The following is a 24431-nucleotide window of genomic DNA, read 5'->3' as shown; positions in this document are numbered from 1 at the left end:
ATTATTAAGAGTATACCTGTCTAATCCTGATCGATCAATTCTTTTGTACACCCCGGGTAGAGACGAAAAAACCTTCGCGCTGTGTGCCACGAAGGTTTTCGGTCATGCTTTGTGCGTTAAAACTTGCCTTGAATTTTGAATACGATCTCCGCGAACAAGGTTGCGAACAGGAACGTACCAGTGAAAACAACGAGGGACACGACGACGATCCGCCAGCTCAGTTGCTTGAACAGATGGATGTCTTTGCCCAGCGACAAACCTGCATAGGCGAGAATCGGGGTAGCGAGAGCCAGCAAATTGATTTTGGCAATCGCCGCAGCCGTATACGCGCTTCCTGGGAAAAAGGGAGAAGTGGCAATCATGGCAAACAAGGAAATCCAGACGATGACTGGAGATTTGAACGGCAATATTTTCGTGAAGCCCATCCCGATCAAGGTAATGACCGCCAAAAGCGCAATGCCTGGCAAGGATTCCAGGATGGGAACCTTGTAGCCGATCCAGTTTCCGACAAGTGTGATGGCACCAATGATGAGAATCGTCAGAACTTGGTTCATGCGCTTCTTTGCCCCCCTTCTGTTTCCGCAGAAGCGTTTTTACGCCCAATAATCGGTTCAAGCCATGCGTACAGGCGCTGAGTCAGCGGCAACGACACGAAAATACATACATACGTGCCGATGATGCTCATCATCAGGTTGGCCGCACCTGAGTAAAAGGCGATGTCTTGCTGTGCTTCCGGGAAAATAACAGCCAGTGATCCTGTCGCTGCGGCCATCATGCTGCCTGAGCCAACTGCCGCGCCCATCGCGAGGGAAATCGGATGGAACAGTCCGCTGCTTCCCAAAATGCTTGCCAAAAGCGACATGAAAATCGCACCGAACAGCGTGCCGCAAATGTAGACGCCCAGCGCGCCGCGCGCTTCAGGAGAACTCGCGCCAAACTTGTCCACAACAATGGCCAGGTTCGGCTCACGGTCGAGCGAATAAGTGGCCCCGATCGATTCACGCTTGAGCCCGAGCAAGAGCGCTACCGGCAAGCCCAAAATGATCGTTCCGACGATGTGCCCTACCTCTTGCACGAGCAGAGATACACCAGCTCCCCACAGCTTTGGCAGCTCCGGCCCAATATTCGCACCCAGCTTGCATACGAAGAGCAAGAACGAAACTCCCAAAATATTCGCAGCGACATTCATGTCTTTTTCTTTCAAAAATTTAAATGAAGGCCAACTGATCACACCGCCCAAAACAAGTGCGTACAGCATTGGAAACAAAGCGATTACCCCGATACCGATGTTAATTTTTTTCGTGCCGATAAACTCTGTCAAAGCAACCAGTATAAGCACCAAGAAATGCAGCTTGAACACATTCACGCGTCCCTCAGTCATAATGTTTCCCCCTGTTCGGTCTCGTTCCTGTCTGTTATTCCATGACTACTTTTTGTGCGGCCCGAACAAACAACTCTACACCTCGAGCAAGTGCATCTTCATCGAAATCAAAGCGTGGATGATGGTGCGGATAGACAAAGCCTTTTTCCGGATTGCCGGCTCCCAGCTGAATGAAGCAGCCTGGCGCTTTTTTCAAGTATTCGGAGAAGTCTTCGCCCGGCATCAGCGGATCGATGTAAATAATGTCTTCCTCGCCCCATCTCTCGCGAATCGTGTCTTCCATCAGCTTGGTAACTTGCTGGTCGTTGACGACCGATGTGTAGCCGTGGGAGAACGAAAATTCGTAGCTGGCTCCGTGCGCTTCCGTCGTTCCTTTGACGATCCGCTCGATCCATACCGGGAGATTTTCGCGAATCTTGGCGTCGAAGCAACGGGTTGAGCCAGTCAGCGTCATCGAATCCGGGATGATGTTGTACGCTGTGCCTGCATTCAGCATCGTGACGGACAGGACCACCTTGTCCAATGCGCTGACATTGCGGGACACGATTTGTTGCAGGGCCGTAATCACCTGAGCGCCGATGACAACCGGGTCGATCGCCGACTCTGGCTGCGAGGAGTGCCCGCCCTTGCCCTGGATTTTGATATCAAACCGGTCTGTGGAAGAGGTAAGCGCTCCGTACAGCACACCGAATTTTCCTACTGGCATGTACGAGGCCAGGTGGATGCCGATGATGGAATCCAGCCCGTCCGCTGCTCCAGCCCGGACGATCTCCACGGCACCACCCGGCGGCAGTTCCTCTGCGTGCTGGAAGAAGAAGCGCACTTCTCCTTTGATTTTGTCTTTGTATTGCGACAATATTTTGGCCGCTCCAAGCAGCATGGCCGTATGTCCATCGTGTCCGCATGCGTGCATGACGCCAGCTTTGCCGGAAGCGTAAGGCACTGCGTTTTCCTCATGAATCGGCAAGGCGTCCATATCGGCGCGCATCCCGAGCACTGGCCCTGGCTGGGAACCAATCAAACGGGCAACCACGCTCGTCTTTGTCGGACGCGACAGTTCCAAATTTCCGAAAGATTGCAACGTTTCATAGACGTATTGAGACGTCTGCTCTTCTTCGAATGACAATTCCGGATGTTGGTGGAGATGTCTGCGCCACGCAACGACCTGTTCTGCCAGCTCGTCCGCCAATCGTTTTGTATCCAAACTCACTGTAACCACTCCTTTTCTCTCTACGTTCATGTTCAGTTAAGTTTAATTAAACAAATCAGCTTTTCGTGAATCTTACCACGTATTAACTAAAATTACAAATGTCCATTCGGCACGGACATTCTCTGTCGAATCCACCCCAATTCTTGTCTATTTATTAGTTATTTTAGAATTTTCTATCTATAATGTCCACGTAAAATATACACAATGTTCAATAAAATTTTTTTGATGAAACTTTAGGGCTTTTCCGCAAAAAAGCCCTCCTCCTTCCGTTTATTCATTGACAGCAAACAGCACGTATTTCCCGCCGATTTGCCCCAGCCACAACTCGCCGTTGCCGACCATCACGCCCTCCGCGTTGACGAACGTCTCCTGGACGTTTTGCGCGAGCAACGCTTTTTTGACTTTATCGCTAAAAATCTGGTCGTACTCCGCCAAAAATTGCTGCTCATCCCTGATGTAGCGGCTACTCCCGTCTTTGTTGATCCGCAGCGGGAAGTGTACTTTTTTGGCTACCTGGCGCTTATCTCCCGCCTGTACTGCCTCCTGCAGCTTTCGGAAAAAGGCTTCAAAGGCAACCGGATCGGTAATGCCAGCGGCTTCATAGCGGTTGTGCACTTTCTCCGAAGCTTGCTTGATCATCGTATGAATGGCTCGCTTCCCCATCTCCATGCCTTGCCACGCTGCTGCTGATGCCGACAGTTGGGCCAGAATGACGATCCCCGTCACAGTCGCTATCGCGCTTTTCATTTTTTGCATGATCTGCTGCTCCTTTTCATTCATTTTGCCGGGATACAACTAGCTTTTCTCCTGCGTGCGTCCGTTATGAGCGCTGATGATTGCAAAAAAGCCCCGCAGCTCGCACATGAGCGGGGGCTTGCTGATATTCGTAACGATTTTCCATTGGAATTGATGCGAGTTACTCGCGGAATTTCGCTTCCTGGCGTTTGATTTCCTCTGCCGAAGTCGAGAGCGCCGCCTGCGGACCCGCAAAATGTTTGCGGTAGTAAGCGAGATCCATAATGATCAGGACGACAAACATGGCGATCAGCGCATACGCTGCTGTCTGGTTCGGAGGAATCACCATCATGATCGAAATAAACACGATCCAGAGCAAGCTGAGCACGTTGATTGGCTTGCTCCAGTTGCCGAGGTTCCACGGGCCAAAATGCTTTCGCTGGAACACCCCTCGCGACTCGGCACGCAGCTTGAGATAGAGCGGAATACCGTAAGCGACATACAGTCCGACCACGCTTACTGCGGTGAGAAAAGCCAATGTCGTGTATTCGGCATCAGGGTTGATCCGCTTCAAAATGTAGTCAAACAGGGCAAGGGCAAACGAGAGGATGACCACCAGCCAGATCGCTTTTGCAGGCGTTCTGTATTTCCTGGAGATTTCGGCCCACTGTCTGCTCCACGGCATGCCTTTATCCCGGGAAAAAGCGTACAGCATGCGGGAAAAGGAAGTGATCGAAGCAAGGCCGCAAAACCACATCGCAAAGGTGACCAGCCACAGTACAACGGAACCGAACGTTCCACCCAGCGCGGCGCTGATCACGTAAATAAAGGCATTGTCCGCGGCGCTGGCAGCTGCTGCATCGTGAATGGACAGCGTGACAAAAGCAAGCATAATAAAGCCAAAAATAAAGGAAAAGGCCACAGAAGTGAAAATGCCCCAAGCGGCGCGAACCCTCGGGTTGATCGTTTCTTCGATCGTATGGGCAGAAGCATCATAGCCCGTGAACGTCCACTGCGCCTGCAACAGTCCGATCAGGAATGCGATGGCGTACGGTTTGTCGGAAAACGTTTGTCCGACCTGAAACAAATAGTCGAGCGGCTGCAACTCATTGCGCGAGAAAAACACAAGACTGCCTACAAGCACAACAACAACGCCAATATGATACCAGGCGGAAAAATCGTTCAATCTCGCTACAAGCCGTATGCCAATATGATTGAAAATGCCGTGTAAAAGCAAAGTGATGCCAAACAAGATCAAGGTGGTCGTCTCGGTCGAAGTATAGCCAAATGCGCTGGCTAACAGCGGATCGGCAAACAAGGAGAACGAATAGTCGATTCCCGCTACGATTCCGATTTGTCCGATCAGGTTGATCCAGGCGGTGTACCAGCCCCAGCGTTTGCTGCCCAAAATAGCCGCCCAGTGATACAACGCCCCTGCCGTGGGAATCGCTGATGCCAGCTCTGACATCGAAGCCGCGATGAGGATGACAAACAAGGCGACGATCGTCCAGCCAAACCCCATCATGCCTGGCCCGCCGTACAACAGCCCGTGCCCGTATAAAGAAACCGCCCCTGTCAAAATCGAAATGATCGAAAAAGAAATGGCAAAGTTCGAAAATCCGCCCATATCCCGCAGCAGCTCCTGGGCATAGCCGAACTTGTTCAAGTCTTTTTTATCCTCAAGCAACTGATGTTCTTTATCCTGCTGCATGTTGCCTCCCTCCTTCCCCCTGTCACGAATTAGTCCTGGAACCGATAAAGCTTTCATGCTCGTTTTCGTCAAATTTCCGCACGCTTTCATTCGCCCTGTAGCCAATGGCAATGGCAACGGCAACCGTCAGCAAAATCAGGATGATGCCCAGTACCAGCATGTCTTCGTCACCTCCCTTCCTACTCATAACAAATGACAGGATCAGTACATTTTACGTGCCAATTTGACAGCTAGACCTATCGGCTTGATCGCGGACATGTTTTGGCGACCTGACCGTTTAACGGCTCGTCCAAGTTTTTTTCTCCATAAAAAGCAGACGGAAACAAGTCACTGTCTGCTTTTGCTCACATACATATTTCTTTGGGGGATTGCTTGCATGGTTCGTTTCCCTTCACTGGGAAGTTTTCATCCCGACCTTGGGACTGCTTTTGGGAGATACTACAGAAAGACGACGATCCTAGGGGTGATTTCCTTGATCCGTTTGGGCTATGCCTGCATCAGCGTGAAGCTCAAAAACAATCCGAACAAAAAAACGACCGTCGCCCAAATCAACAAGCTGGAGCCGCAGGCGCGGTTGAAAAAGCTTCGCCAAGTTTTGCAGACGAATTTCTTTAACCTGATGGATTTGCTCGCCTACAACGTGGACAACCGCATTTTTTTGTACCGCCTCCCTTCCGAGTTTGTACCGCTCGCCACTCACCCGGTTGCGGCAGAATGGGATTGGGCCAAAGAGTTTGCCTGGGATTTTCAAAAAACCGGGGAGTTTATTCGCAACAACGGCATCCGCATGACGGCGCATCCCGGCCACTTCAGCATTTTAAACAGCGAGAAGCCATCTGTCGTAGAAGCGACCATCGCTGATTTTTCCTATCATGCCAAAGTTTTCGACCTGCTCGGGCTTGACGACAACTCGGTGCTGGTCACCCATGTCGGCGGCGTATTCGAGGATAAAGCGTCTTCGCTCGATCGATTTGCCGCCAACTTCGAGCGTCTTCCCGAGCACGTAAAGCGCAGGCTGGTCGTCGAGAACGACGATACGTCTTTTACGATGCTCGATGTGCTGGGGCTATGCGAGCGAATCGGAGTGCCTATGGTGTTTGACATGCATCACCATCAATGCCATTCGGATGGAGAAGATTGGAAGGAGTACCTTCCGCGCATCATCCAGACATGGGGAAAGCGCACTCCGAAAATGCATATGTCCTCGCCAAAATCAGCCAAAGAATTTCGCGCCCATGCCGACAATATTGACCCCGACGAGTTTATCGCTTTTGTCAGCGCCCTTGCCGATTACCATGTCGACATTGTTTTGGAATGCAAAAACAAAGATGATGCCCTGCTGTCGCTCCGTCATCATTTGAAAAAGCGCGGGCTAGAAGTCGAGGCGTTCGCTTCCGCTCCTTGATCGCCAGAAAGTACGCCTGTTCTTTCCATTTCCGTGCGAAACAACAAACAAAAGGACGCCCCTGGTGAAACAGGCGTCCTTTTGGCTTTGCTTAATCGCAGCCGCAACCGCAGCCGCATCCATGTCCGGAAGAAGATCCTCTATGTCCATGAGACGAGGAGCTGCCACGTCCAAAAGAACTGCTGCCGCCCCTATGATGCCAAACCTGGCAACGATCGTGATAATGCTTCATTCTCCGCTGATGGTGTTTGTAATACTTGCGGTACTCGCTGTACTTTTTGCGATGATCGCGGTATTGCTCACATTTGTGGCGGAAGTATTGCATCCGGTCCATATGGAAATGGAATTTGAACAAATAAAGCTCGATTTCCGTTCCGGGACGTGCATTTTCCGCTGATGGCGGGCGCATGTTCGGCGAAGAATTGGGCGGACGCCGATTTGGCATCATGGAGTTCGGCGGCATTGGATTGGCTGGTCTGCGATTCGGCGGCATCGGATTCGCTGGTCTGCGATTCGGCGGCATCGGATTCGCTGGCATCCGGTTTGGCGGCATCGGGTTCGCCGGCATCCGGTTTTCTGGCATCCGATTCGGCGGCATCGGGTTCGCTGGCATCCGGTTTGGCGGCATCGGGTTCGCTGGCATCCGGTTTGGCGGCATTGGATTCGGCGGCATCGCTTTTGGCGGGATCGGATTCGACGGCATCGCTTTTGGTGGCATAGGCTTCGGTATGTTCGGCATATTCTGGTTAGGCGAAGGCATGATTGGCCGTTGTGGCATCGGGCGTGCCGGAATGTTGTGCTGTGGATTCTCCGAGCTTTGCGGCGGATTTGGTTTGGACGGCGATGGCACGTTTGGTGATGGCACATTCGGTGACGGCAACGATGGCGATGGCATCGGCATCATCGAGGAAGGCGGTTTTGGCATTTCTTTTGGACGCCTTGGAGAAGATGGCGGCACTGGCGGCATCTTACGTCGCTTTTCCACGGAAACGAACACGTCCTTTCTGATGAAATAACACAGTACATGGTATGACATTTATCCCGCTCAAGAAACGACACTCGCCCAGTTTCCAAAAATGGATTGAGCCCGTTTTTTCTATCCTGGGGAAGTCGCCGTGACAATCTTGCTCTTGACTGCGCGCTCACTTCCGTTACAATAATACTAATAACAAAAATTATCTGACAGTTGTAGAGCGAAAGTGAGGACAGACGTATGCAGCCGCCGAGCAGGCTTACACGTTTCATCCAATCACATATAGAACCCAGGAGCGAGGGGTTAGGATATTAGTATCCTAACCCCTCGCTCTTTTCGTTCTCTGCTCTGTTAAAGGAGGAAACTATCCATGAATCAGCCAACACTTATCCAAATGAACGGGGATCAACTGCGCATTGAAGATGTCGCCTTGATCGCCAGAGAGTTCGTCCACATCGAATTGACTTCGGAAGCACTGGAAAATGTGCGCCGTTCCCGGGCCATGGTGGAAGAGATGGTCCAGCAACAAAAAGTCGTGTACGGAATTACTACCGGCTTCGGCAAATTTTCCGATGTGATGATTCAAGGCGAAGATGTCAGCAAGCTTCAGGAAAACTTGATCATGAGCCATGCGTGCGGCATGGGCGACCCGTATCCGGTAGAAGTCGTCCGCGCCATGATGGCACTGCGCATCAACGCTCTGGCAAAAGGGTATTCCGGCATCCGCGAAGAAACGCTGCTCCAGCTTGTAGAGCTGTGCAACCGCGGCGTGCATCCGGTCATCCCGCAGCAAGGCTCGCTTGGCGCCAGCGGTGACCTGGCGCCGCTCGCCCACATGGTGTTGGTCATGCTCGGCAAAGGGGAAGCTTATGTAAACGGGCAACAAATGAGCGGCAGCGAAGCGCTCAAAGCAGTCGGTCTGGCCCCGATTCGCCTGCAAGCGAAAGAAGGACTCGCGCTGATCAACGGCACGCAAGCCATGACCGCGCAGCTCTGCCTGGCGCTGTATGATTCCCGGGTAGTGCTGGAAAGCGCAGAGCTGATCGCTTCGATGACGATTGAAGCTTTGCGCGGAATCCCGAAAGCATTCGATCCACAGCTGCACCTCGTTCGTCCTCATCCCGGACAACAGGAATCGGCCAGACGACTGCTCGCACACTTGTCCGGCAGCCAGCGCACCTCGCAGCAGGGCGAGCTGCGCGTCCAGGACCCTTACAGCCTGCGCTGCCTCCCGCAAGTTCACGGCGCGACACGCGACACGCTGGAGTACGTCTGGACGACGGTGAGCCGGGAGTGCAACAGCGTGACCGACAATCCGATTCTTTTTACCGAGACAGGCGATGTCATCTCCGGCGGGAACTTCCATGGTCAGCCGATGGCATTCGCTGCCGATTTTCTCGCGATCGCCATGGCAGAGCTGGCGAACATTTCCGAGCGTCGGACAGAGCGGCTTGTGAACCCGCAGCTTAGCGGTTTGCCCGGGTTTTTGACCGAAAACGGCGGACTCCATTCCGGCTTTATGATCACCCAATATGTAGCCGCTTCCATCGTGTCCGAAAACAAGGTGCTGTGCCACCCTGCGTCTGTCGATTCGATTCCATCCTCGGCCAACCAGGAAGATCACGTCAGCATGGGCACTACCGCTGCCCGCAAGCTGCGCACCGTGATCTCCAACGTAACAAAAGTGCTTGCCATCGAATACTTGGCCGCAGCGCAAGCGATCGACTTCGGAACAGGCGACCTGGGAGCAGGCACAAGCAAGGCATACGCGGAACTGCGCCGCGTCATCCCCCGTCTCCACGAAGACCGCGAGATGCACCCGGACTTGGTCAAGGCCGAAGAACTGATCAAAAAAGGGACACTCGTGATCGTGTAAACAAAAGGGGCACGACTGTTGAGCGTTGACCATTGTACCCGCTTCGGGAGACAGGAGCTTTTACCACAAATGGTCAGATCCACGCTCCTAAAAAGCATCATGCCACTGGGAATGCCCTCCGTTCTTTGCTATCCTAAGAGAGAAGAGTGATTTCCAACTCACTCGCCTTTGAAGCATGGAGGGCTGGCTGATGAAACCGACATCCACGCCGTTGCAACACCCTGACAATCTGCTGTTTTTTGACGGCGAATGCCATATGTGCAACAGCGCCGTACAATTTGTTTTGAAACGCGACTCGTCCGGCGCGATTCACTTCGCTTCCTTGCAGTCAGAGACGGCGAAACAGATTTTGTCGTCGCATCAGTACGATGCCACGCAGCTTTCATCTGTCGTCTTTTTGGCCAACGGTCGCTTGTATACCAAATCGGACGCGGTTTTGCAGGTCGCGCGCAAACTGTCTGGAGCGTGGCCGCTGTGCTTTTACCTCGGCCGCTTCCTCCCCCGTCCTGCCCGCGATTTCATTTACGACTGGGTCGCCCGGAATCGTTACCGCTGGTTTGGCAAGCAAGAGCAGTGCATGCTGCCGACCCGCGCAATCAAGGCGCGTTTTCTCGATTGACCGCCCATAAAAAAAGAGGAGCCGGCACTTGGCGTCGGCTCCTCTTTTTGCTGTTATTTTTGCGCTTGCGGATGGTCGTCCGCGGCGTATGCTGCCGCTTTCGCATTCGCTTCCACTTGCGCCGGACTTTTGCTGCCCGGAATTACCGCCGTGACGGCGGGATGCTTCAGGCACCAGGCAAGCGCCCACTGCGCCATGTCCATTCCTTCCGGCACTTCGCTTTCCTTGATGTTGGCTACTTCTGCAAGCAACTCCGCCACTTGCTTCGGGTCGCGGCGATGCCGCACATCGTTTCCGGCAAAAACGACACCGGGCTTGTACTTGCCGCTCAAAAATCCGCTTGCCAAAGGCACCCGCGCAAGTACGCCCAAGTCTTGTTCGGTACACGAAGCAAAAACCGCTTCCTCCGGCTTCCGGTCCAGTCGGTTGTACACGACCTGAATCGTCTTCGCCTGCACGGAGCTTGCATTCGCAACTTGATGCATGTTGTCATTTTTCGCAATCGACAAACCGAGGTGGCGAATCGTTCCTGCCTGTACTTGCTTGTCCAAATACGTCCACAACTCGTCGTTGTCGAACGCTGCGTCCGGCCCGGAATGGAACTGGTACAAGTCGATGTAGTCCGTCTGCAAAGCTCGCAACGAGTTCTCTAGCTGCACTTGTACTTGCGCTGCCCCATACTCGTCCGTGCGGGAAAACTTGTCGTGAAAATGATGCCCGAACTTCGTTGCGACAATCCAGTCTGCGCGGCCGCCCTTTTTCAAATAGCCCCCGATCAGTTGCTCCGAGAGATGATCTCCGTAGCATTCCGCCGTGTCAATCAAGTTGATTCCGAGTTCTTTGGCCGTGTCCAAAACCGCGTCGACCTCAGGCTGGGTGAAGTCTTGCCCCCACTCTCCGCCGAACTGCCACGTTCCCACACCGATGACCGAAACATTCAGTTCCGTCTTGCCTAGTCTGCGGTACTTCATCGCCGATTCCTCCTCGTGCCACTATGTAGAAAAGCCCCTGAGCGAACTGTCGCTCAGGGAGAAAGCATGCGAAAATCAAATCGTTTTTTCCACGTTCAACTGGCTGACAAAAGCTTGCAGGCTTCCTTTTCGCTCCTTGCGCATTTTTTTGCGCTCTTCTGCGGAGGCCATCAGTTTTTGCTCTTCCTCGGTTTGCGGGACAATGCCAGGAACCTCGGTCGGATTTCCAGCTTCATCCAGGGCGACAAAAGTCAAAAACGAAGTAGCTGTCAGCACGCGTTGCCCTGTTTGCAAGTTTTCCGAAACGATTTTGACAAACACTTCCATCGAAGTGCGTCCTGTCGAAGAAACAAAAGCTTCCAGGCAAATCGAGTGCCCCATTTTCACCGGAGCGAGAAAATCGATGGAGTCTATGGAAGCAGTCACGACGGGCCTGCGGGAATGTCTCATCGCAGCAATTGCCGCAACCTCATCTATATAAGCCATCATCGTGCCGCCAAAAATCGTGCCGTGGTAATTGGTATCAGACGGTTGAACCAGGGATGCCTGAATCGTGCGGGATTCTTGAGTAGTCTTGACGTTCATCACTGTTGCTCCTTTGTCAATCATGTTCATGCCTTCCCCATCATATCACAAGGCATCCGCTGTTCCAATTACATCCTGACAGTTCCCAGTTGGTTGTGTGCTTGCAAGTGTTCAAGCACCCCGTGCGCTTCCTCCTGCAAAAAATAGCGCAGCATCGGCAAGTTCCACTCATACGCCGGACGGTACCCGGCGAGTGCGAACACATTTTCATCCAGATGCGTTGCCAGTTTCCTGCGCTGTGGGCTGGCACAGTAAAATTGCTCCAAATAGTCTGTTCCCCAGCGCGAAAAAGACGACGTCTCCTCCGTCACCGCCGTCAGCAAAATCGCCTCGCCCGTATCGATCAGATCAAGCGGGTACAGCTGGCAGCTGAACGGTTTTAGCGGCTCCACCACATGCCCCGCCTCTTCGGCGTACGCATGGATCGCACAGCCGAGGCGGCCGTTGTTTTCCTGATAAAACAGGCAGTTGCCGTGGCGCATGCGGATCGTGCCTGGCAGCTGCCCCCGGTCCCAGACGCCGTGCCGCTCCCAATTTTCCCGTTCGCTTGCTGACTGCAAGCGGGCTGTGATTTCCGGCAGTTCTTTTTCCATAATCGGAATTTGCCACGGCTCCACCGCGTAAGGTTGTCCACCCTCGCAACAAGTCTCGCGATGAACCGCACGGCAGTTCCAACAGTCAAGATGAAACAGGGCGAGCAAGGCCGGGACGTCGACTATATACTGACCTGCCCTGATCATCGCCGCTCTGTGCTTTTTTATATATTTTTCGCAGCAGTACACCTCTTTGTCGCTCATCGGATCAGGGGTGCCTACGTAGCGAAAGGAATGCTTTTTCTTCATTTCTCCAAAACAATCTCCGCTTCCGTACCGAAAATGCTCAGCTTTCCGTCTGCAAATGTGGCGAGGTCCACTTCATCGCCAGGGATTTCCATCAAAATTTCCAGCTCGCCTTCTGCTTCCGACACAAACACCAGCAGCAAGTCTTTTTCCTCAAATTCATTATCAGTCAACTTGACTTCTGTCAGTTGTCCCTGAAATTGTGTTACCTCTTCTTCCTCTTCGCTGTCTGTATCCCACTGTGTAAATGTGACAGATGCCGTTTTGCTGGCAAATTCGTCTGTCAGCAAGCGCAGCAATTGCTCGTGTTGTTGAATGTCCATTTCTCGATCCCTCCGAAAGTTTCATTACTGCCCATCATAGCAAAGTGAGGCGAAAATGCCAAAAGAAAACCGCTTCCCCGAAGAAGCGGTCGTGTGTCGTCCCGTTCTAGCTTACTTTGCTGATCGTTTGTGCCAGGGCGAAGTCCTTGCCCGTCAGCCCTTTTGCTTCACGGGTCGCGAGCGTAAAGGTGACAGTCCCGCCAGCCAAATGAATCTCCACATGCTGACTGTCGTGCTCAAGCATCTCCGCCACGCGATTCACGAAGCTTACGGCCGTGGCGAAGTCTCTACAGTGGTATGTGCGCGACAGCGCCATCCTGTCCTCTACCAGCTTCCAGCCCGGAACCTTGCTCAAATACAGTTTGACCTGCTCCAAAGACAGCTTGCTCACTCACATCGCCCCCCTTTTGTCCGATGAACGGTTGTAACACCATCATATTCACCTGACAGAAAGGTTAGTCACGCTTATCCTCACGACTTATTGCTTGATCGCATAAAAAATCATGCGTGGCGATTGACTGGCTATATACGGTTCGAATTGGTAGTTGCCAAAAACTTGAATCTGTCCGAATCCGGCCTGCTCCAACATCGCGATCATCTGTTCGACAGAAAAAAGCCGGACTTGCTCCAAGTATTCACGCTTTTCTTTGTCCGTATCGTCTGTAATCCATATCCGTTTCTTTACGACTCCGTCCTCGATCCACCGTTTTTCCTCAATGAACATTCCATTGACGTGCTTCGTGGAATGCGGGACGAGATGGCTCGTGACGTAGGCTGGATTCAAGTAATCGATGACGACCTCGCCGTTCGTTTTCAATGCTTGCGCCATATTGCGAATGACCTGCGCGTTTTCCTCATCAGAAGAGAAGTAGCCGAAACTGGTAAAGAGGTTAACCACGATATCAAATTCGTCCCGATAGGGAATATTGCGCATGTCACAGCGGGCGAAGCTGAGCCGCGGATCGTTGTTTTGTTCTTCGGCCAGCTGCAATAATACAGGAGACAAGTCGACTCCGACCACCTCGTATCCCCTGCGAACCAACGCACGCGAATGCCGCCCGCTCCCACAGCAAAGATCCAGTACGCGTCCCGTGTCTTTGACAGGCAATCGCTCCAACAGGTTGGCGATCTCTTCATCGGCTGCCGAGTCGTCCCGATGCTGGTAGACAAGCACGTAATCTTCGCGAAAGCTGCGTTCAAACCATTCTTCTGCCATTCCCTAGCTCCTTTAATACCAAGATTTCTTTATTATACCACAGGAGGGTTTGTCCGCAGCCGATTTCCCCCGGGCAAAGTGCAGAGGAAATGCCAATAACAACTTTACATACATACAGTCTGTATGTTAAATTTTCATTACGAACGGAAGGGAGAGATTGTTGTGAAAGTATCCAGTTTTTATCCGGTTATCCTGTCTCGGCAAGTGGGCGTTAGTGCCCGTTTTTATGTGGAACACTTTGGATTTGACCTCGTTTTTGAAGCGGATTGGTACGTGAGCTTGAAGCACAGCAAGGGCGACTTCCCTTTTGAGCTGGCTATTTTGCATCCCGATCACGACACTATACCGTCCGGGTATCGAACCTCTACCCAAGGTCTGATTCTCAACTTCGAAGTAAATGATGTTGATGCGGAATATGACAAACTCATCCAAAAAGCCGGGCTTCCCGTGCACTTGGATATCCGGGATGAACCGTTTGGGCAGCGTCACTTCATTACCTCTGATCCAAATGGCGTCCTGATCGACGTCATCACCGTCATTCCTCCCACGGAAGCGTTCAGCAGCCAGTACGTCGATCAAAACTGACGGTTGGCCTCATCCTCGATCAGATAGGAGCAAGAGAAACAGCATGAAAGTATCGAAAGCACAACAAAGGCAAGAAACGATCGCGAAGCTGCTGGAAATAGCGAGGGAGCATTTTTCCACCCAAGGGTACGCCCATGCCGCAACAGAGGACATGGTCAAGGAAGCCGGACTGACGCGAGGAGCCTTGTACCATCATTTTGGCAACAAAGAAGGGCTGTTCCGCGCCGTGCTCGAATCCGTGCAAAAAGAAATCGCAGAACAAGTAGAGACGGAAGCTGCCAAAAGCCAGGACCCGTGGGAACAACTGTTGAACGGTTGCCGCGCCTTTGTCACCTCAGCCGTCGAACATCGCAACAGACGGATTTTGCTCATTGACGGCCCTTCCGTTCTCGGCTGGGAAGCTTGGCGGAAAATGGACGAGGAACACAGCATGCAACTGCTGCAAGCCCAGCTGCAAAGCATGGCAGAGCAAGGTTACCTTGCCGCTGTGCCCATCGAAGCTTTGACTCATCTGCTCTCTGGCGCAATGAACGAAGCTGCGCTCTGGATTGCCCAAATGCCTGACCAGGCGCACTCTCTGGAACAGATGACCAGGGCCATGACGCTGATGCTTGAAGGCTATCGGGTCAAATAAATAGCCAGACGAAAAACCCCCTGCCTATGCTGCTCGCGGCGCATTTGCCAGGCAGTATGGATAGGGGGTTATGTTATTGGGCGAATTGTTTGGTCAAGTTAGGTCAAGTTAGGTCAAGTTAGGTCAACCGCGTTGCCCGTCCCAGGCGAATTTTTTCCGCCGCTCGCGCAATGATGCTCTCGACAGAAGCAGGGTCATCGACCACATCGTATTCGTTGATGTTTACTCGCAGAACCGGACAGGATGTAAAGGAATGAATCCAGCCTTCGTAACGGTCGAACAAATCGCGCCAGTAATCGATCGGCGTTTGCTGCTCCATCGGACGTCCACGTTCCTGAACGCGGCCGATAATATCGTCGAAGCTTCCTTCCAAGTAAATCAGCAGGTCGGGATGCGGGAAATACGGGGTCATGACCATCGCTTCGAACAGCTCGGTATATGTTTTGTAATCTTCTTCTGTCATGTTGCCTTGCTCGTACAGCATGCGGGCAAAAATCCCGGTGTCCTCGTAAATCGAGCGATCCTGGACGAAACCGCCGCCATAGTCGAACATCCGCTTCTGCTCCTTGAAACGCTCCGCGAGAAAGAAGATTTGCAGATGAAAGCCCCAACGGGACAAATCGTTATAATAACGGCCAAGGTAAGGGTTGTTGTCCACCTTTTCCACAGACACGCGGAAACCAAGCTGATCGGCAAGCGCATGGGTAAACGTCGATTTTCCGACACCTACCGTTCCGCCGATGGTAATCACTGCATTGCCCGGTATCCCGTATTTTTCACGAAGGTGGCTGTTTTGAAACCTAGACATGTACGCAACTCCTTATTGAAATACTTGCCAATCACGCGGCATTCGTAACCTCTATTTCTTTCGCAACTCCTCAATGCGCGGCAAAATCTGCTCCATCATCCATTGCCGATCCTCCGGGCGATGCACGAAATCCAGCTCGTCACAGTTGAATTTAATGACAGGCACATCCGGGTGGTGCTTCTCAAACTCGTCCATGAACTCGTTGTAATCGGCGATCAAATTTTCCATATAACCCACATCCATCGTCCGTTCCACTTCGCGATCGCGAATGGCAATCCGCTTCATGACCGTATCGATGGAAGCCGTCAAGTAAATGACCAGATGAGCCTGCGGCAAATCTTCTGTCAGGATATCATAAATTTTAAGATACTTAGGAAGATTGTTGTCTGACAGGGTGCGTTTGGCAAAAATCGTATTTTTAAAAATATTGTAATCGGAAACGACAGAAATGCCCTGGTTGAGGTAATGGGAGTGAATATCTTGCAACTGCTTGTAGCGGTTGCACAGGAAGAACATCTCCAGTTGGAAGCTCCACTCTTCGATGTTTTCGTAAAATTTTCCTAAAAATGGATTCTCATAGACGATCTCTTCCAGCAATTGCACGCCGCATGTTTGGTGCAGTTCCCGCGCCAGGGAGGTTTTTCCTATTCCGATCGGTCCCTCAACGGTTATCAATATGGACTTCATATAAGCGTCTGTTCCTTTCCGAAAAATGAGAGCACTCCATATTTTAGCACGCGTCCTTGTATTTGTCGAAACCATTCGCATTATGTCGCAAGCCATCTTTTGCCAGCAAAAAAACTGCCCCCGCTGGCTGGGCAGTCTGGACTTTCTACGTAAAATACTCCACTTTCGCCTGGGGAAACAGCCGGGCAATTTCTTTTTCCAGGTGCGCCTGCAAAGCTTTTGCCTGAACATCCGGGTAAACGTATTTGCCCTTGCCGTACTTGCCCCATTTGTATTTGCGTTCTTCCTCGTTCATCACCAGCTTGGTCTTCGGATAGCGCGCGAGGATCAAGCTTTTGGCGATTTTCGTGAAGCGATGCTGAATCAGCTCAAAGGTCAGATCGGTCATCGCTTCCGGGACGAGCTGGCTGCTCAGCCGTTCGAGCAAATCGGTGTACCCCTCTTCCCATCCGTCAAACCAGTACAAAGGAGCCAAAATAAAGCCGAGCGGATATCCGGCTCGCGCCACTTTGCCTGCCGCTTCAATACGCTGTGCGAAGCTGGAAGTACCCGGCTCAAAATTTTTGATCACATAATCGGCATTCATGCTGAAGCGAAAACGGGTGTGCTTGTTGTGCTGCGCGTCCAGCAATGAATCGACATGGTGAAATTTGGTGACAAACCGCAGTCGCCCGAACTCTTCTTTGCCCATAAACTCGATCGCGCGTTTGAGGTTGCCAGTCAAATGCTCGATGCTGACCGGATCGGACGTACAGGCTGCCTCAAACCTGGTGATCTCCCCCGGACGTTTCTCGATATATGTTTTGGCCTGGGCAAAAATTTCGTCGGTATTGACGTAGACGCGAATGTACGGCTTCGACCCGACATTCGTATTCAAGTAACAGTAGTGGCAATGAGCGGCGCACCCTGTCGCCAGCGGAATCGCGTACTCGGCAGACGGCTTGGAAGGCTCGAACTTCATCGTTTTGCGCACGCCGATGACGAGTGTCCGTTTGGCATTGCGATATTTTTCAACATCCGTTTCTCCGGGAATGCCGCGAACCTGGTTGTGACTGGTTGTCATTTGCAGCGGAATCCCTTGCTCTTTGAACCGCTGGTACAGCTCTTGTCCGAGCGGATAGTCCAGGGCATTCGGCTCGACGAACACGTAGTCGGGCACAAACAAACCGGAATCTTTTCGCCCTGTTTTCGCGGGCGCTTCCAAGAGTGTAGTCGCCATAGGCACAGATCCCTCCCCGTGCCTAGTATGGCCCACAGCGCCCTGCTCGCCTCAAGGAGAACGCTGGCTTTTGGCCTGCTCTCGCTACAATCCGCTTTTGAACTCGCGCAACCGCTCCCTCGCTTCCGCCGCCTGGCTGATGGGCACTTGCAGCGTGTACACATGCCCGCCCTTTTTCGTCTCCCTGGACAACAGCCTGACCCGGATGCCTTTCATCTCCAAATAGATGCGACACTCGCTCGCCACCCTGGGGAGCCCGTACGACTCATGAATCGTTACCCACTTGGTCCACATGCCTTCTCACCCTCGTTGCTTCTTCCTCCTTTACTGTAAGCATCAAGAAGGCTATTGGTTCGCCAAAAAAGCAAGATTGCCTATTTTCCCAAAACCGTTTTGGCTCTTGCGGCGTCTAATGTTTAGTAGGAGGGGAAGATTGTGAATCTCGAACAACTTGTCAGGCAAGCCAGGCAAGGGGACGACGAAGCCTTTTACCAGCTGATTTGCCAGCAGCAAAAACAGCTGTACAGCGTGGCTTACGCCTTTTTGCGCAACGAGGCAGACACGCTGGAGGCCATACAGGAGGCCACCTGCCGCTCCTATCTGCGCTTGTCCCGCTTGAAAGAACCCGCGCATTTTCGCACATGGCTGACGCGCATCCTGGTTCATGTCTGTCTGGACGAGCTGAAACGCAAAAAACGGTTCGCCTCCGACTGGCATGCCGGAGAAAGCCTTGCTATTCCGTTTGGCAGCCAGATGGAGCAGACGGCGGAAAAACTGGTCATTGAGGAAGCATTGGCCAAGCTGACGCCGATGTATCGCAGCATCATTCTCATGAAATATTTTGAAGACCTGACCATTCGGGAAATCGCTTCGAGACTCGGCTATCCGGAAGGAACCGTCAAGACTTGGCTGCACAAAGCGTTAGGCGCCTTGCGAAAAGATCTCGGGAAAGGCTGGTGAATCGAACGTTATGGATTTCGATACGGATATGGAAAAAACAAAATCACAGCCGCTCCCTGACATAGAACCGTACATTCGCCGCGGCATCGCGCAAGCCAAAGAGCAAAAACGCATGCGGCGACGCAATCGGCTGATACGCCTCTACTCAGGACTTGCGGCGTGCTGCATTCTTTTTGCCTTCGTGCTGTCCGTGCGCATCTCCCCTGCCGTCGCCGCTTATGTCAGCGAGCTGCCCGGGATGGATAAGATCGTGGAGCTGATCCGCGATGACAGAGGGCTGCAACGCGCCGTGGAGCACAAAATGGTTCAGGATATTGGCACAAAAGCTTCCTTGTCCGGCATCACCTTCACCATTGACCAGGTGCTGACCGACCAGAAGCGCATGCTGCTTTTTTACACACTCAAGCACGAGCATACAGGGCAAAAAGTTGCCTTGCGCGGCGTGAAACTTTTGGACGCATCCGGCAAGGAATGGGAGCATGGGGCAAGCTGGGGCAGTATGGGAGTAGCAGCGAACGTGGAACATAAAGACCGGATCGATGTTTATGTCCCGGAAGCCAGCGTCATCCCCGAGTCTTTGACAGCCGAGGTGACGTTTGAAATTGATGACGTCAAGCAAGATTCGTCGCTCGCGGTGACGTTCCCGATCGACCGCAGCAAGTACAGCGCTTTTGAGAAAAAGGTGTACCCTGTCGACAAGCAAATCACGGTAGACGGACAATCGCTGACCATCGAACAAATTACGGTCTTCCCGACGCAAACAGAGGTGAGCATCCGCTTTGATCCGGCAAACAAAAAGCACATTTTCGGGTTCGATGACTTGAAGCTGGTCGACGAAAAGGGGCAGACGTACGCTTTTTGGGGAAATGGCGTTCCGGTTCGGAACAACGGAGAAAATGGCAAGGTGTTCAATCTGGAGAGCATTTATTTTCTGGAACCGCAGCAACTGTTTTTGAAAGCAAGCGGGATACGAGCACTTGATCGCGACAAGCTGCAAGTCGTTATTGATGCGAAAAAGCAGACGCTGGTCAAAGCACCTGACGACAAACTCAAGCTGGCCGCGCTGCGACAAGTTGACGATGTGGTCGGGCTCGACCTGGAACTGCGGGTGGAGGAAGAGTCCGATCGCCACCTTTTCACCTATTTTGGCAACGATATTACGGACAATCGGGAAAACAAATATGAGTATGTCCAAGGAACCACCTCGACAATCGCTTCGCCGGATGGGCGCACGCAAAAACAAGGATTGCTCTTCAAACGATTGACGAACAAAGGAACTATCGACGATTACTCCCTCACCTTGACAGACTATCCGACACGTCTGCAAGGCGAGATTACGGTACAAGTCAAATGAGCAAGCAAAGGCCCCGCGAAGAATGTGCTCTTCTGCAGGGCCTTCCTTTTGTACCATACATTAATCGACAACTGCCCAATGGTTGGTCGGGCCATGGCCGCCGCCCAATTGCGGAGCCGTTTTGATCGCCTCGAAAATAAAACGGTTCGCCTTTTCTACCGCAACGTGAAGCGGCGTCTTTTTCGCCAGCTCGGCGGTAAGGGCAGCGGAAAAGGTGCAGCCTGTCCCATGAGTATGTCTGGTTGGGATGCGTTCGTGCGACAGCTCCATAAAGTCGCGGCCATCAAACAAAATATCGACGACGGTATCCCCTTCCAGGTGGCCACCTTTCATCAACACATTGCGCGCTCCCAGCGCATGAATGACGCGGGCAGCCTCCCGCATCTCTTCCGGGGTATGAATGGACAAGCCTGTCAGGCACTCGGCTTCGGGCAAGTTTGGCGTCACCACTTCGGCGAGCGGGAGCAGCTCTGTTTTCAGAGCGTCAATCGCTTCGTCCAGCAGCAGCTTCGCTCCGCCTTTGGCGATCATCACCGGGTCTACGACGAGCTTTTGCAAGCCTGCGTCGCGAACTTCTGCCGACACCGCACGAATAATCTGGGCGTCAAACAGCATGCCTGTCTTCGCCGCATCGGCGCCGAGATCGCGAAGCACCTCGCGCATTTGCTGCGCCACCGCCTCTGTCGGCAACGGGTATACTCCCGCTACTCCCAACGTATTTTGTGCAGTGACAGCGGTAATCGCGCTCATCCCGTAGACGCCGAGCTGGTGAAACGTTTTCAGATCGGCCTGGATGCCTGCCCCTCCCCCGCTGTCTGATCCTGCTATCGTCAATGCTCTCGCAATCGTACTCATGAATTTCCCTCCTGCTCAACCACCTTTTCTCCTACGAGTATATCATCCGCATGTCCCATTCGGTATACTAAGGAGTGATCACCAACCGCAAAGAAGGGATTTTCTCATGTCTTATCGCTTGTTTTACTGGCTGACCGTCCTGATCCCGACGATTATCATCGGCGGCTTCGAATTTGTCCGCCACGATTTTTTGCTGCCCTACATGTCGATGGAAACGGGAAATGTGTACATCACCTTGATGACACTGGTGCTGTCTTACTTGTTCGCGACGTGGATGTTTCGCACGATCAAGCAAATGAACGCGCGGATCGTGGAAGAACAAGCCCGGCGCGCCGTTTACGAGGAGCGCGAGCGTCTGGCGCGGGAGCTGCACGACGGCATCGCACAATCTTTGTTTTTTCTCAATGTCAAGCTGAAGCAAGGTCATCTGGACGAAGCCCGCGTGGCGGTTTCCGCGATCGACAATCACGTCCGCCAAGCCATTTTCAACCTGCGATCGTTGCCTGAGGAAGGCAGCTTCGACCAGCGGCTGGAAAAATGGCTGACCCAGTGGAGCGCTTTGTCCGGCGTCGATGTCGTCTGGGATTTGCGCGTGAAAGAAAGCTTTTTCACTCCTGCCGAGGAAGTGCAGCTATTCGGAATCATTCAGGAGGCGTTCGCCAATATTCGCAAGCATGCGCAGGCCAAGCATTCCTGGATTCGACTGACCACAGGCGAGCCGCGCAGCTGGCAGCTCGTGATGGAGGACGATGGCGTGGGCATCGCCCAGACCAACCCGGATACGAAAAAATACGGCTTGTCCATGATGCGCGAGCGGGCCAGACAGCTGAACGCCGCGATTGATATTCAAAAACGGGCTGATGGCGGCACGATCATCCGCCTGACCGCTCATGCTGGAGGTTTTTCGCAATGAATGCATACCGTGTCCTGATCGCCGACGACCACCCGATGGCTCGCATGGCGATTCGCTCGCTGCTTGACCCCGATCCTTCGTTTGAAGTAATCGGAGAGGCTGACAATGGCGAGGAAGCTTTCATCCAATGTGGAAAGCTCCAGCCCGACCTGGTGCTGATGGACATCAACATGCCGAAATGGAGCGGTCTGGAAGCAACTCGCGAAGTGAAAAAAGCGTACCCGCACATCAAGGTCGTCATTTTAAGCGTCTCGGACGATGTTGCCGACCTGATTACCGCCATCCAGTTTGGCGCTCAAGGCTACCTTTTGAAAAATTTGGAGCCGGACGACTGGATCAACTACTTGCACGCCTTGCTGGGCGAAGACAGCGAGCTGACGCGTGAGATGGCAACGAGACTGATGTACCGCTTCCGGCAGGAGGAGCACGTGGACGATCTCGTGCCGGATGTGCTCACTCCCCGCGAGCGGGAAATCGTCATGTACGTGGGGGCGGGCAAAACAAACCGGGAAATCAGCGAAGCGTTGATCATCGCTGAAAACACGGTCAAAAACCATCTGAAAAACATTTTGGAAAAGCTGCAACTGGCGAATCGCGTCCAGCTTGCCGCTTACGCCGTCCGCCATCATCTGATCATGAAAAAGTAGTCTCCCATTCGAAAACAGTTGCTTTCCAAGCCAACCACTGTCATCCTTAGAAAGACTTGTTTTACGATACAAGATACCAGAATGGCAGGTGAACCACATGCTCGAAGTCAAAACCTCCAAGCTCAGCAACGGAGAATTAAACAGAGGCGTTTTCGCCCTGCGCGATTTCACAAAAGGCGAATTGCTCCATGAAGCTCCGGTTCTTCCCTATTTGAATGAAGAACATGAGCACATCGAGAAAACGCTCTTGGCTGACTACGCATTTGAATACGGTGCGAACCATACCGCATTGTTACTCGGATACGGCATGTTGTTCAATCATTCCTACACGCCAAACGCCACGTACAGCATCAACTTCGACAACCACACGTTCGATTTCTACGCGTACCGTGACATTCAGGCAGGCGAAGAAATTTTGATCAACTACAACGGCGATGAAGACTGTGACGATCCGCTCTGGTTTTACGAAGAAGAGCAGTCCGGCGAGCAAAAGGAATAGGCAAGCAGCACGACAAGGCAGGTGAGCGCTCACCTGCCTTTTTGCTTTTCGTTTTCAACTGTCTCAACTGACAAAGTCGAGATCAAGCTTGCGCTGCTCGACAATCGTGGTGGCCACGTCTTTTAGCGATTTGCCAAATTCTTTTTCCAACAACAGAAAACGCCTTCACGCATGTAACCCATGCGCTAAAGGCGTCGTTGTCCGATGCTGCTTTAGTTGCTCGGCGCTTCGTAGCTGTAGTACACATACGGGTCTTTCGGAGCCTGGACGGGCTGGATGTGCGCTGCCTTCAAGACGAGCATGTCAAATCCGTCTACCTTGCGCAACTCCAGCTTCCCGCGCACTTGAACCCAGCTGTCCTTCGCCCATTTGCTTGCGCTCTCGCTCTCGACCAACACGCCGAAGACGCTGGCGTCGGCCGTGCAGCAAGTGACCGAGAAACGGGCGACGACGAACTGGTTGCTGGCGAACCCCGGCTCTTTGTAGACAAAACCGAGCGTCTCCAGCTCTTTTCCCGCAAAATCCTGGGCGTACAGCTCCAACGTCGTCAGGCCGTCCAGGAATATTTTGTCGTTCAGTTTGATGACTGGCTGTTTGTACATCGACGTAGCGATATCGGTGTAAAAGTCACCGAAGCCGCCATTGGAAAAATGATTTTTCAATTCGGCATCGCTCATCCCCGGTTTGATCGGGGTAGATGCAGGGGCTTGTGTTTCCTGCCCGGTGGCTGGCGATGCAGAAGCAGCGGCTTGCCCTTCTTGCCCGGCTGCTGTCGATGCAGAAGCAGCAGCTTGCCCTTCCTCCCCGGCTGCTGGCGATGCAGAAGCAGCAGCTTGTCCTTCCTGCGCGGTTGCTGGCGATGCAGGAGCAACGGCTTGCCCTTCCTCCCCGGGTGCTGACGATGCAGGAGCAACGGCTTGCCCTTCCTCCCCGGGTGCTGACGATGCAGGAGCAACGGCTTGCCCTTCCTCCCCTTGGGATGACGTAGCCTGTTTTGCTTTTTGCGCCTGCTCGCCGCTCGCCACCTCGGACAATTTGCGCACGTCATTGCTCAGCAGCGTCACCCCGCGCTTTTCCGCGATGGCACTTCCCAATATTTTGTCCGGCATGAAAAAGCCCATGAAAATCGGCAACAAAAACAAGCCGTATATCAGCACCGAGCCCCAGCGCGTACGTGGCACGTGATGCGTGTCTTCGCAGTCACAATCGTATGCGTGGTGCCTGCCAGCCACCAGTTGACGCACGCTTACGAACGTCAAAATCACGAGAATGCCCAAAGTGACATAGCTGAGCATGTGCAGCTTTGGTGCGAGGTAATGCCCCAGCTTATCCGTCCAGATCAGGTAAGACAGCAGCCCGGTGAATCCGGCTAAAATCAGGCTGCGCATCCAGTCGTGCCCGGACCTGTTCGACTTTTGCATACTTT

Annotated in this window: 30 protein-coding genes; 12 read left to right on the top strand and 18 right to left on the bottom strand. The window is 52.8% G+C overall.

What is annotated here, in order from left to right; genetic code table 11:
• Positions 1–116 precede the first annotated feature (116 nt).
• From EDM60_RS20800 to EDM60_RS28780, 6 genes are all read right to left on the bottom strand, one after another.
• Positions 117–554 carry a hypothetical protein gene (locus EDM60_RS20800; protein ID WP_122965682.1) on the bottom strand — a complete coding sequence of 146 codons (438 nt, stop codon included), beginning with the start codon at positions 552–554 and terminating at the stop codon, positions 117–119.
• Positions 551–1381 (bottom strand): DUF3100 domain-containing protein, encoded by an 831-nt coding sequence (locus tag EDM60_RS20795; protein ID WP_122965681.1) that lies wholly within the window; start codon positions 1379–1381, stop codon positions 551–553. The genes EDM60_RS20800 and EDM60_RS20795 overlap by 4 nt, the downstream gene beginning before the upstream one ends.
• Positions 1382–1415: 34 nt before the next feature.
• On the bottom strand, positions 1416–2591 hold the full coding sequence (locus tag EDM60_RS20790; RefSeq protein ID WP_122965680.1) for an amidohydrolase: 1176 nt from the start codon (positions 2589–2591) through the stop codon (positions 1416–1418).
• 270 nt (positions 2592–2861) lie between these two features.
• A complete protein-coding gene (locus EDM60_RS20785) occupies positions 2862–3386 on the bottom strand; it encodes a hypothetical protein (protein WP_233454065.1) in 525 nt (174 codons plus the stop codon).
• 121 nt (positions 3387–3507) lie between these two features.
• The gene (locus EDM60_RS20780; RefSeq protein WP_122965679.1) at positions 3508–5037 is read right to left on the bottom strand and encodes an amino acid permease; all 1530 of its coding nucleotides are present in this window, start codon (positions 5035–5037) and stop codon (positions 3508–3510) included.
• A gap of 22 nt (positions 5038–5059) precedes the next feature.
• A complete protein-coding gene (locus EDM60_RS28780; RefSeq protein WP_167470353.1) occupies positions 5060–5197 on the bottom strand; it encodes a hypothetical protein in 138 nt (45 codons plus the stop codon).
• Positions 5198–5509: 312 nt separating this feature from the next.
• Here EDM60_RS28780 and uvsE point away from each other — a divergent pair, with 312 nt between their 5' ends.
• The 5 genes from uvsE to EDM60_RS20755 all read left to right on the top strand — a co-directional run bounded on the left by uvsE (position 5510) and on the right by EDM60_RS20755 (position 9910).
• A complete protein-coding gene (uvsE, locus tag EDM60_RS20775) occupies positions 5510–6442 on the top strand; it encodes a UV DNA damage repair endonuclease UvsE (protein ID WP_122965678.1) in 933 nt (310 codons plus the stop codon).
• 64 nt (positions 6443–6506) lie between these two features.
• Positions 6507–6839, top strand: a complete 333-nt coding sequence (locus EDM60_RS20770; RefSeq protein ID WP_167470352.1) for a hypothetical protein — start codon at positions 6507–6509, stop codon at positions 6837–6839.
• A 10-nt stretch (positions 6840–6849) separates the two neighbouring features.
• Complete coding sequence (locus EDM60_RS29240) at positions 6850–7458, top strand: hypothetical protein (RefSeq protein ID WP_173599749.1); 609 nt, start codon at positions 6850–6852, stop codon at positions 7456–7458.
• Positions 7459–7785: 327 nt separating this feature from the next.
• Positions 7786–9291, top strand: a complete 1506-nt coding sequence (gene hutH / locus EDM60_RS20760; protein ID WP_122965676.1) for a histidine ammonia-lyase — start codon at positions 7786–7788, stop codon at positions 9289–9291.
• Positions 9292–9481: 190 nt separating this feature from the next.
• Positions 9482–9910, top strand: a complete 429-nt coding sequence (locus EDM60_RS20755; RefSeq protein ID WP_122965675.1) for a thiol-disulfide oxidoreductase DCC family protein — start codon at positions 9482–9484, stop codon at positions 9908–9910.
• Positions 9911–9963: 53 nt separating this feature from the next.
• Here the strand turns inward: EDM60_RS20755 and EDM60_RS20750 are convergent, their stop codons facing one another.
• The 6 genes from EDM60_RS20750 to EDM60_RS20725 all read right to left on the bottom strand — a co-directional run bounded on the left by EDM60_RS20750 (position 9964) and on the right by EDM60_RS20725 (position 13844).
• Positions 9964–10881: an aldo/keto reductase gene (locus tag EDM60_RS20750; RefSeq protein WP_122965674.1), complete on the bottom strand. Its 918-nt coding sequence runs from the start codon at positions 10879–10881 to the stop codon at positions 9964–9966.
• Positions 10882–10956: 75 nt separating this feature from the next.
• On the bottom strand, positions 10957–11466 hold the full coding sequence (locus EDM60_RS20745; RefSeq protein ID WP_173595978.1) for an acyl-CoA thioesterase: 510 nt from the start codon (positions 11464–11466) through the stop codon (positions 10957–10959).
• 68 nt (positions 11467–11534) lie between these two features.
• Positions 11535–12308: a DUF3109 family protein gene (locus EDM60_RS20740; protein WP_122965672.1), complete on the bottom strand. Its 774-nt coding sequence runs from the start codon at positions 12306–12308 to the stop codon at positions 11535–11537.
• The gene (locus EDM60_RS20735; protein ID WP_122965671.1) at positions 12305–12628 is read right to left on the bottom strand and encodes a hypothetical protein; all 324 of its coding nucleotides are present in this window, start codon (positions 12626–12628) and stop codon (positions 12305–12307) included. Before EDM60_RS20735 ends, EDM60_RS20740 begins: the two co-directional genes overlap by 4 nt.
• A gap of 106 nt (positions 12629–12734) precedes the next feature.
• Complete coding sequence (locus EDM60_RS20730) at positions 12735–13019, bottom strand: 4a-hydroxytetrahydrobiopterin dehydratase (RefSeq protein WP_122965670.1); 285 nt, start codon at positions 13017–13019, stop codon at positions 12735–12737.
• 87 nt (positions 13020–13106) lie between these two features.
• Positions 13107–13844, bottom strand: coding sequence for a class I SAM-dependent methyltransferase (locus EDM60_RS20725; protein ID WP_122965669.1), 738 nt, complete (start codon positions 13842–13844; stop codon positions 13107–13109).
• Between the two features lie 162 nt (positions 13845–14006).
• Between EDM60_RS20725 and EDM60_RS20720 the strand changes: the two genes are divergently transcribed.
• Together EDM60_RS20720 and EDM60_RS20715 are read left to right on the top strand one after the other, a co-directional pair.
• A complete protein-coding gene (locus EDM60_RS20720) occupies positions 14007–14429 on the top strand; it encodes a VOC family protein (protein ID WP_122965668.1) in 423 nt (140 codons plus the stop codon).
• 43 nt (positions 14430–14472) lie between these two features.
• Positions 14473–15063 carry a TetR/AcrR family transcriptional regulator gene (locus EDM60_RS20715; RefSeq protein WP_122965667.1) on the top strand — a complete coding sequence of 197 codons (591 nt, stop codon included), beginning with the start codon at positions 14473–14475 and terminating at the stop codon, positions 15061–15063.
• A 118-nt stretch (positions 15064–15181) separates the two neighbouring features.
• Here the strand turns inward: EDM60_RS20715 and EDM60_RS20710 are convergent, their stop codons facing one another.
• The 4 genes from EDM60_RS20710 to EDM60_RS20695 all read right to left on the bottom strand — a co-directional run bounded on the left by EDM60_RS20710 (position 15182) and on the right by EDM60_RS20695 (position 18071).
• The gene (locus tag EDM60_RS20710) at positions 15182–15871 is read right to left on the bottom strand and encodes a deoxynucleoside kinase (protein WP_122965666.1); all 690 of its coding nucleotides are present in this window, start codon (positions 15869–15871) and stop codon (positions 15182–15184) included.
• A 51-nt stretch (positions 15872–15922) separates the two neighbouring features.
• Positions 15923–16558, bottom strand: coding sequence for a deoxynucleoside kinase (locus tag EDM60_RS20705; RefSeq protein ID WP_122965665.1), 636 nt, complete (start codon positions 16556–16558; stop codon positions 15923–15925).
• A gap of 145 nt (positions 16559–16703) precedes the next feature.
• Positions 16704–17777, bottom strand: coding sequence for a spore photoproduct lyase (gene splB, locus EDM60_RS20700; protein WP_122965664.1), 1074 nt, complete (start codon positions 17775–17777; stop codon positions 16704–16706).
• A gap of 84 nt (positions 17778–17861) precedes the next feature.
• Entirely contained in the window at positions 17862–18071 is a 210-nt protein-coding gene (locus tag EDM60_RS20695) for a hypothetical protein (protein WP_122965663.1), read from the bottom strand.
• Positions 18072–18212: 141 nt separating this feature from the next.
• On the opposite strand from EDM60_RS20695, the gene EDM60_RS20690 reads away from it, so the two are divergent.
• The gene (locus tag EDM60_RS20690) at positions 18213–18737 is read left to right on the top strand and encodes a sigma-70 family RNA polymerase sigma factor (RefSeq protein WP_122965662.1); all 525 of its coding nucleotides are present in this window, start codon (positions 18213–18215) and stop codon (positions 18735–18737) included.
• A 10-nt stretch (positions 18738–18747) separates the two neighbouring features.
• Positions 18748–20091 carry a DUF4179 domain-containing protein gene (locus EDM60_RS20685; protein WP_122965661.1) on the top strand — a complete coding sequence of 448 codons (1344 nt, stop codon included), beginning with the start codon at positions 18748–18750 and terminating at the stop codon, positions 20089–20091.
• A gap of 60 nt (positions 20092–20151) precedes the next feature.
• Here the strand turns inward: EDM60_RS20685 and thiD are convergent, their stop codons facing one another.
• A complete protein-coding gene (thiD, locus tag EDM60_RS20680; RefSeq protein WP_122965660.1) occupies positions 20152–20946 on the bottom strand; it encodes a bifunctional hydroxymethylpyrimidine kinase/phosphomethylpyrimidine kinase in 795 nt (264 codons plus the stop codon).
• A 106-nt stretch (positions 20947–21052) separates the two neighbouring features.
• Between thiD and EDM60_RS20675 the strand changes: the two genes are divergently transcribed.
• The 3 genes from EDM60_RS20675 (at position 21053) to EDM60_RS20665 (ending at position 23005) form a co-directional block, all read left to right on the top strand.
• Complete coding sequence (locus tag EDM60_RS20675; RefSeq protein ID WP_122965659.1) at positions 21053–21859, top strand: sensor histidine kinase; 807 nt, start codon at positions 21053–21055, stop codon at positions 21857–21859.
• Positions 21856–22506 (top strand): response regulator, encoded by a 651-nt coding sequence (locus EDM60_RS20670; protein ID WP_063227749.1) that lies wholly within the window; start codon positions 21856–21858, stop codon positions 22504–22506. Before EDM60_RS20675 ends, EDM60_RS20670 begins: the two co-directional genes overlap by 4 nt.
• Positions 22507–22603: 97 nt before the next feature.
• The gene (locus tag EDM60_RS20665; RefSeq protein ID WP_122965658.1) at positions 22604–23005 is read left to right on the top strand and encodes an SET domain-containing protein; all 402 of its coding nucleotides are present in this window, start codon (positions 22604–22606) and stop codon (positions 23003–23005) included.
• Positions 23006–23217: 212 nt separating this feature from the next.
• Here EDM60_RS20665 and EDM60_RS20660 read toward each other — a convergent pair whose 3' ends face one another.
• Positions 23218–24426: a TIGR03943 family putative permease subunit gene (locus EDM60_RS20660; RefSeq protein WP_122965657.1), complete on the bottom strand. Its 1209-nt coding sequence runs from the start codon at positions 24424–24426 to the stop codon at positions 23218–23220.
• Positions 24427–24431 lie beyond the last annotated feature (5 nt).

The sequence above is a fragment of the Brevibacillus parabrevis genome, from assembly GCF_003710905.1.
Lineage (GTDB): Bacteria > Bacillota > Bacilli > Brevibacillales > Brevibacillaceae > Brevibacillus > Brevibacillus parabrevis.
The sequence above is the reverse complement of the archived record's forward strand: the minus strand, read 5'-3'. Positions and strand labels throughout refer to the sequence as shown.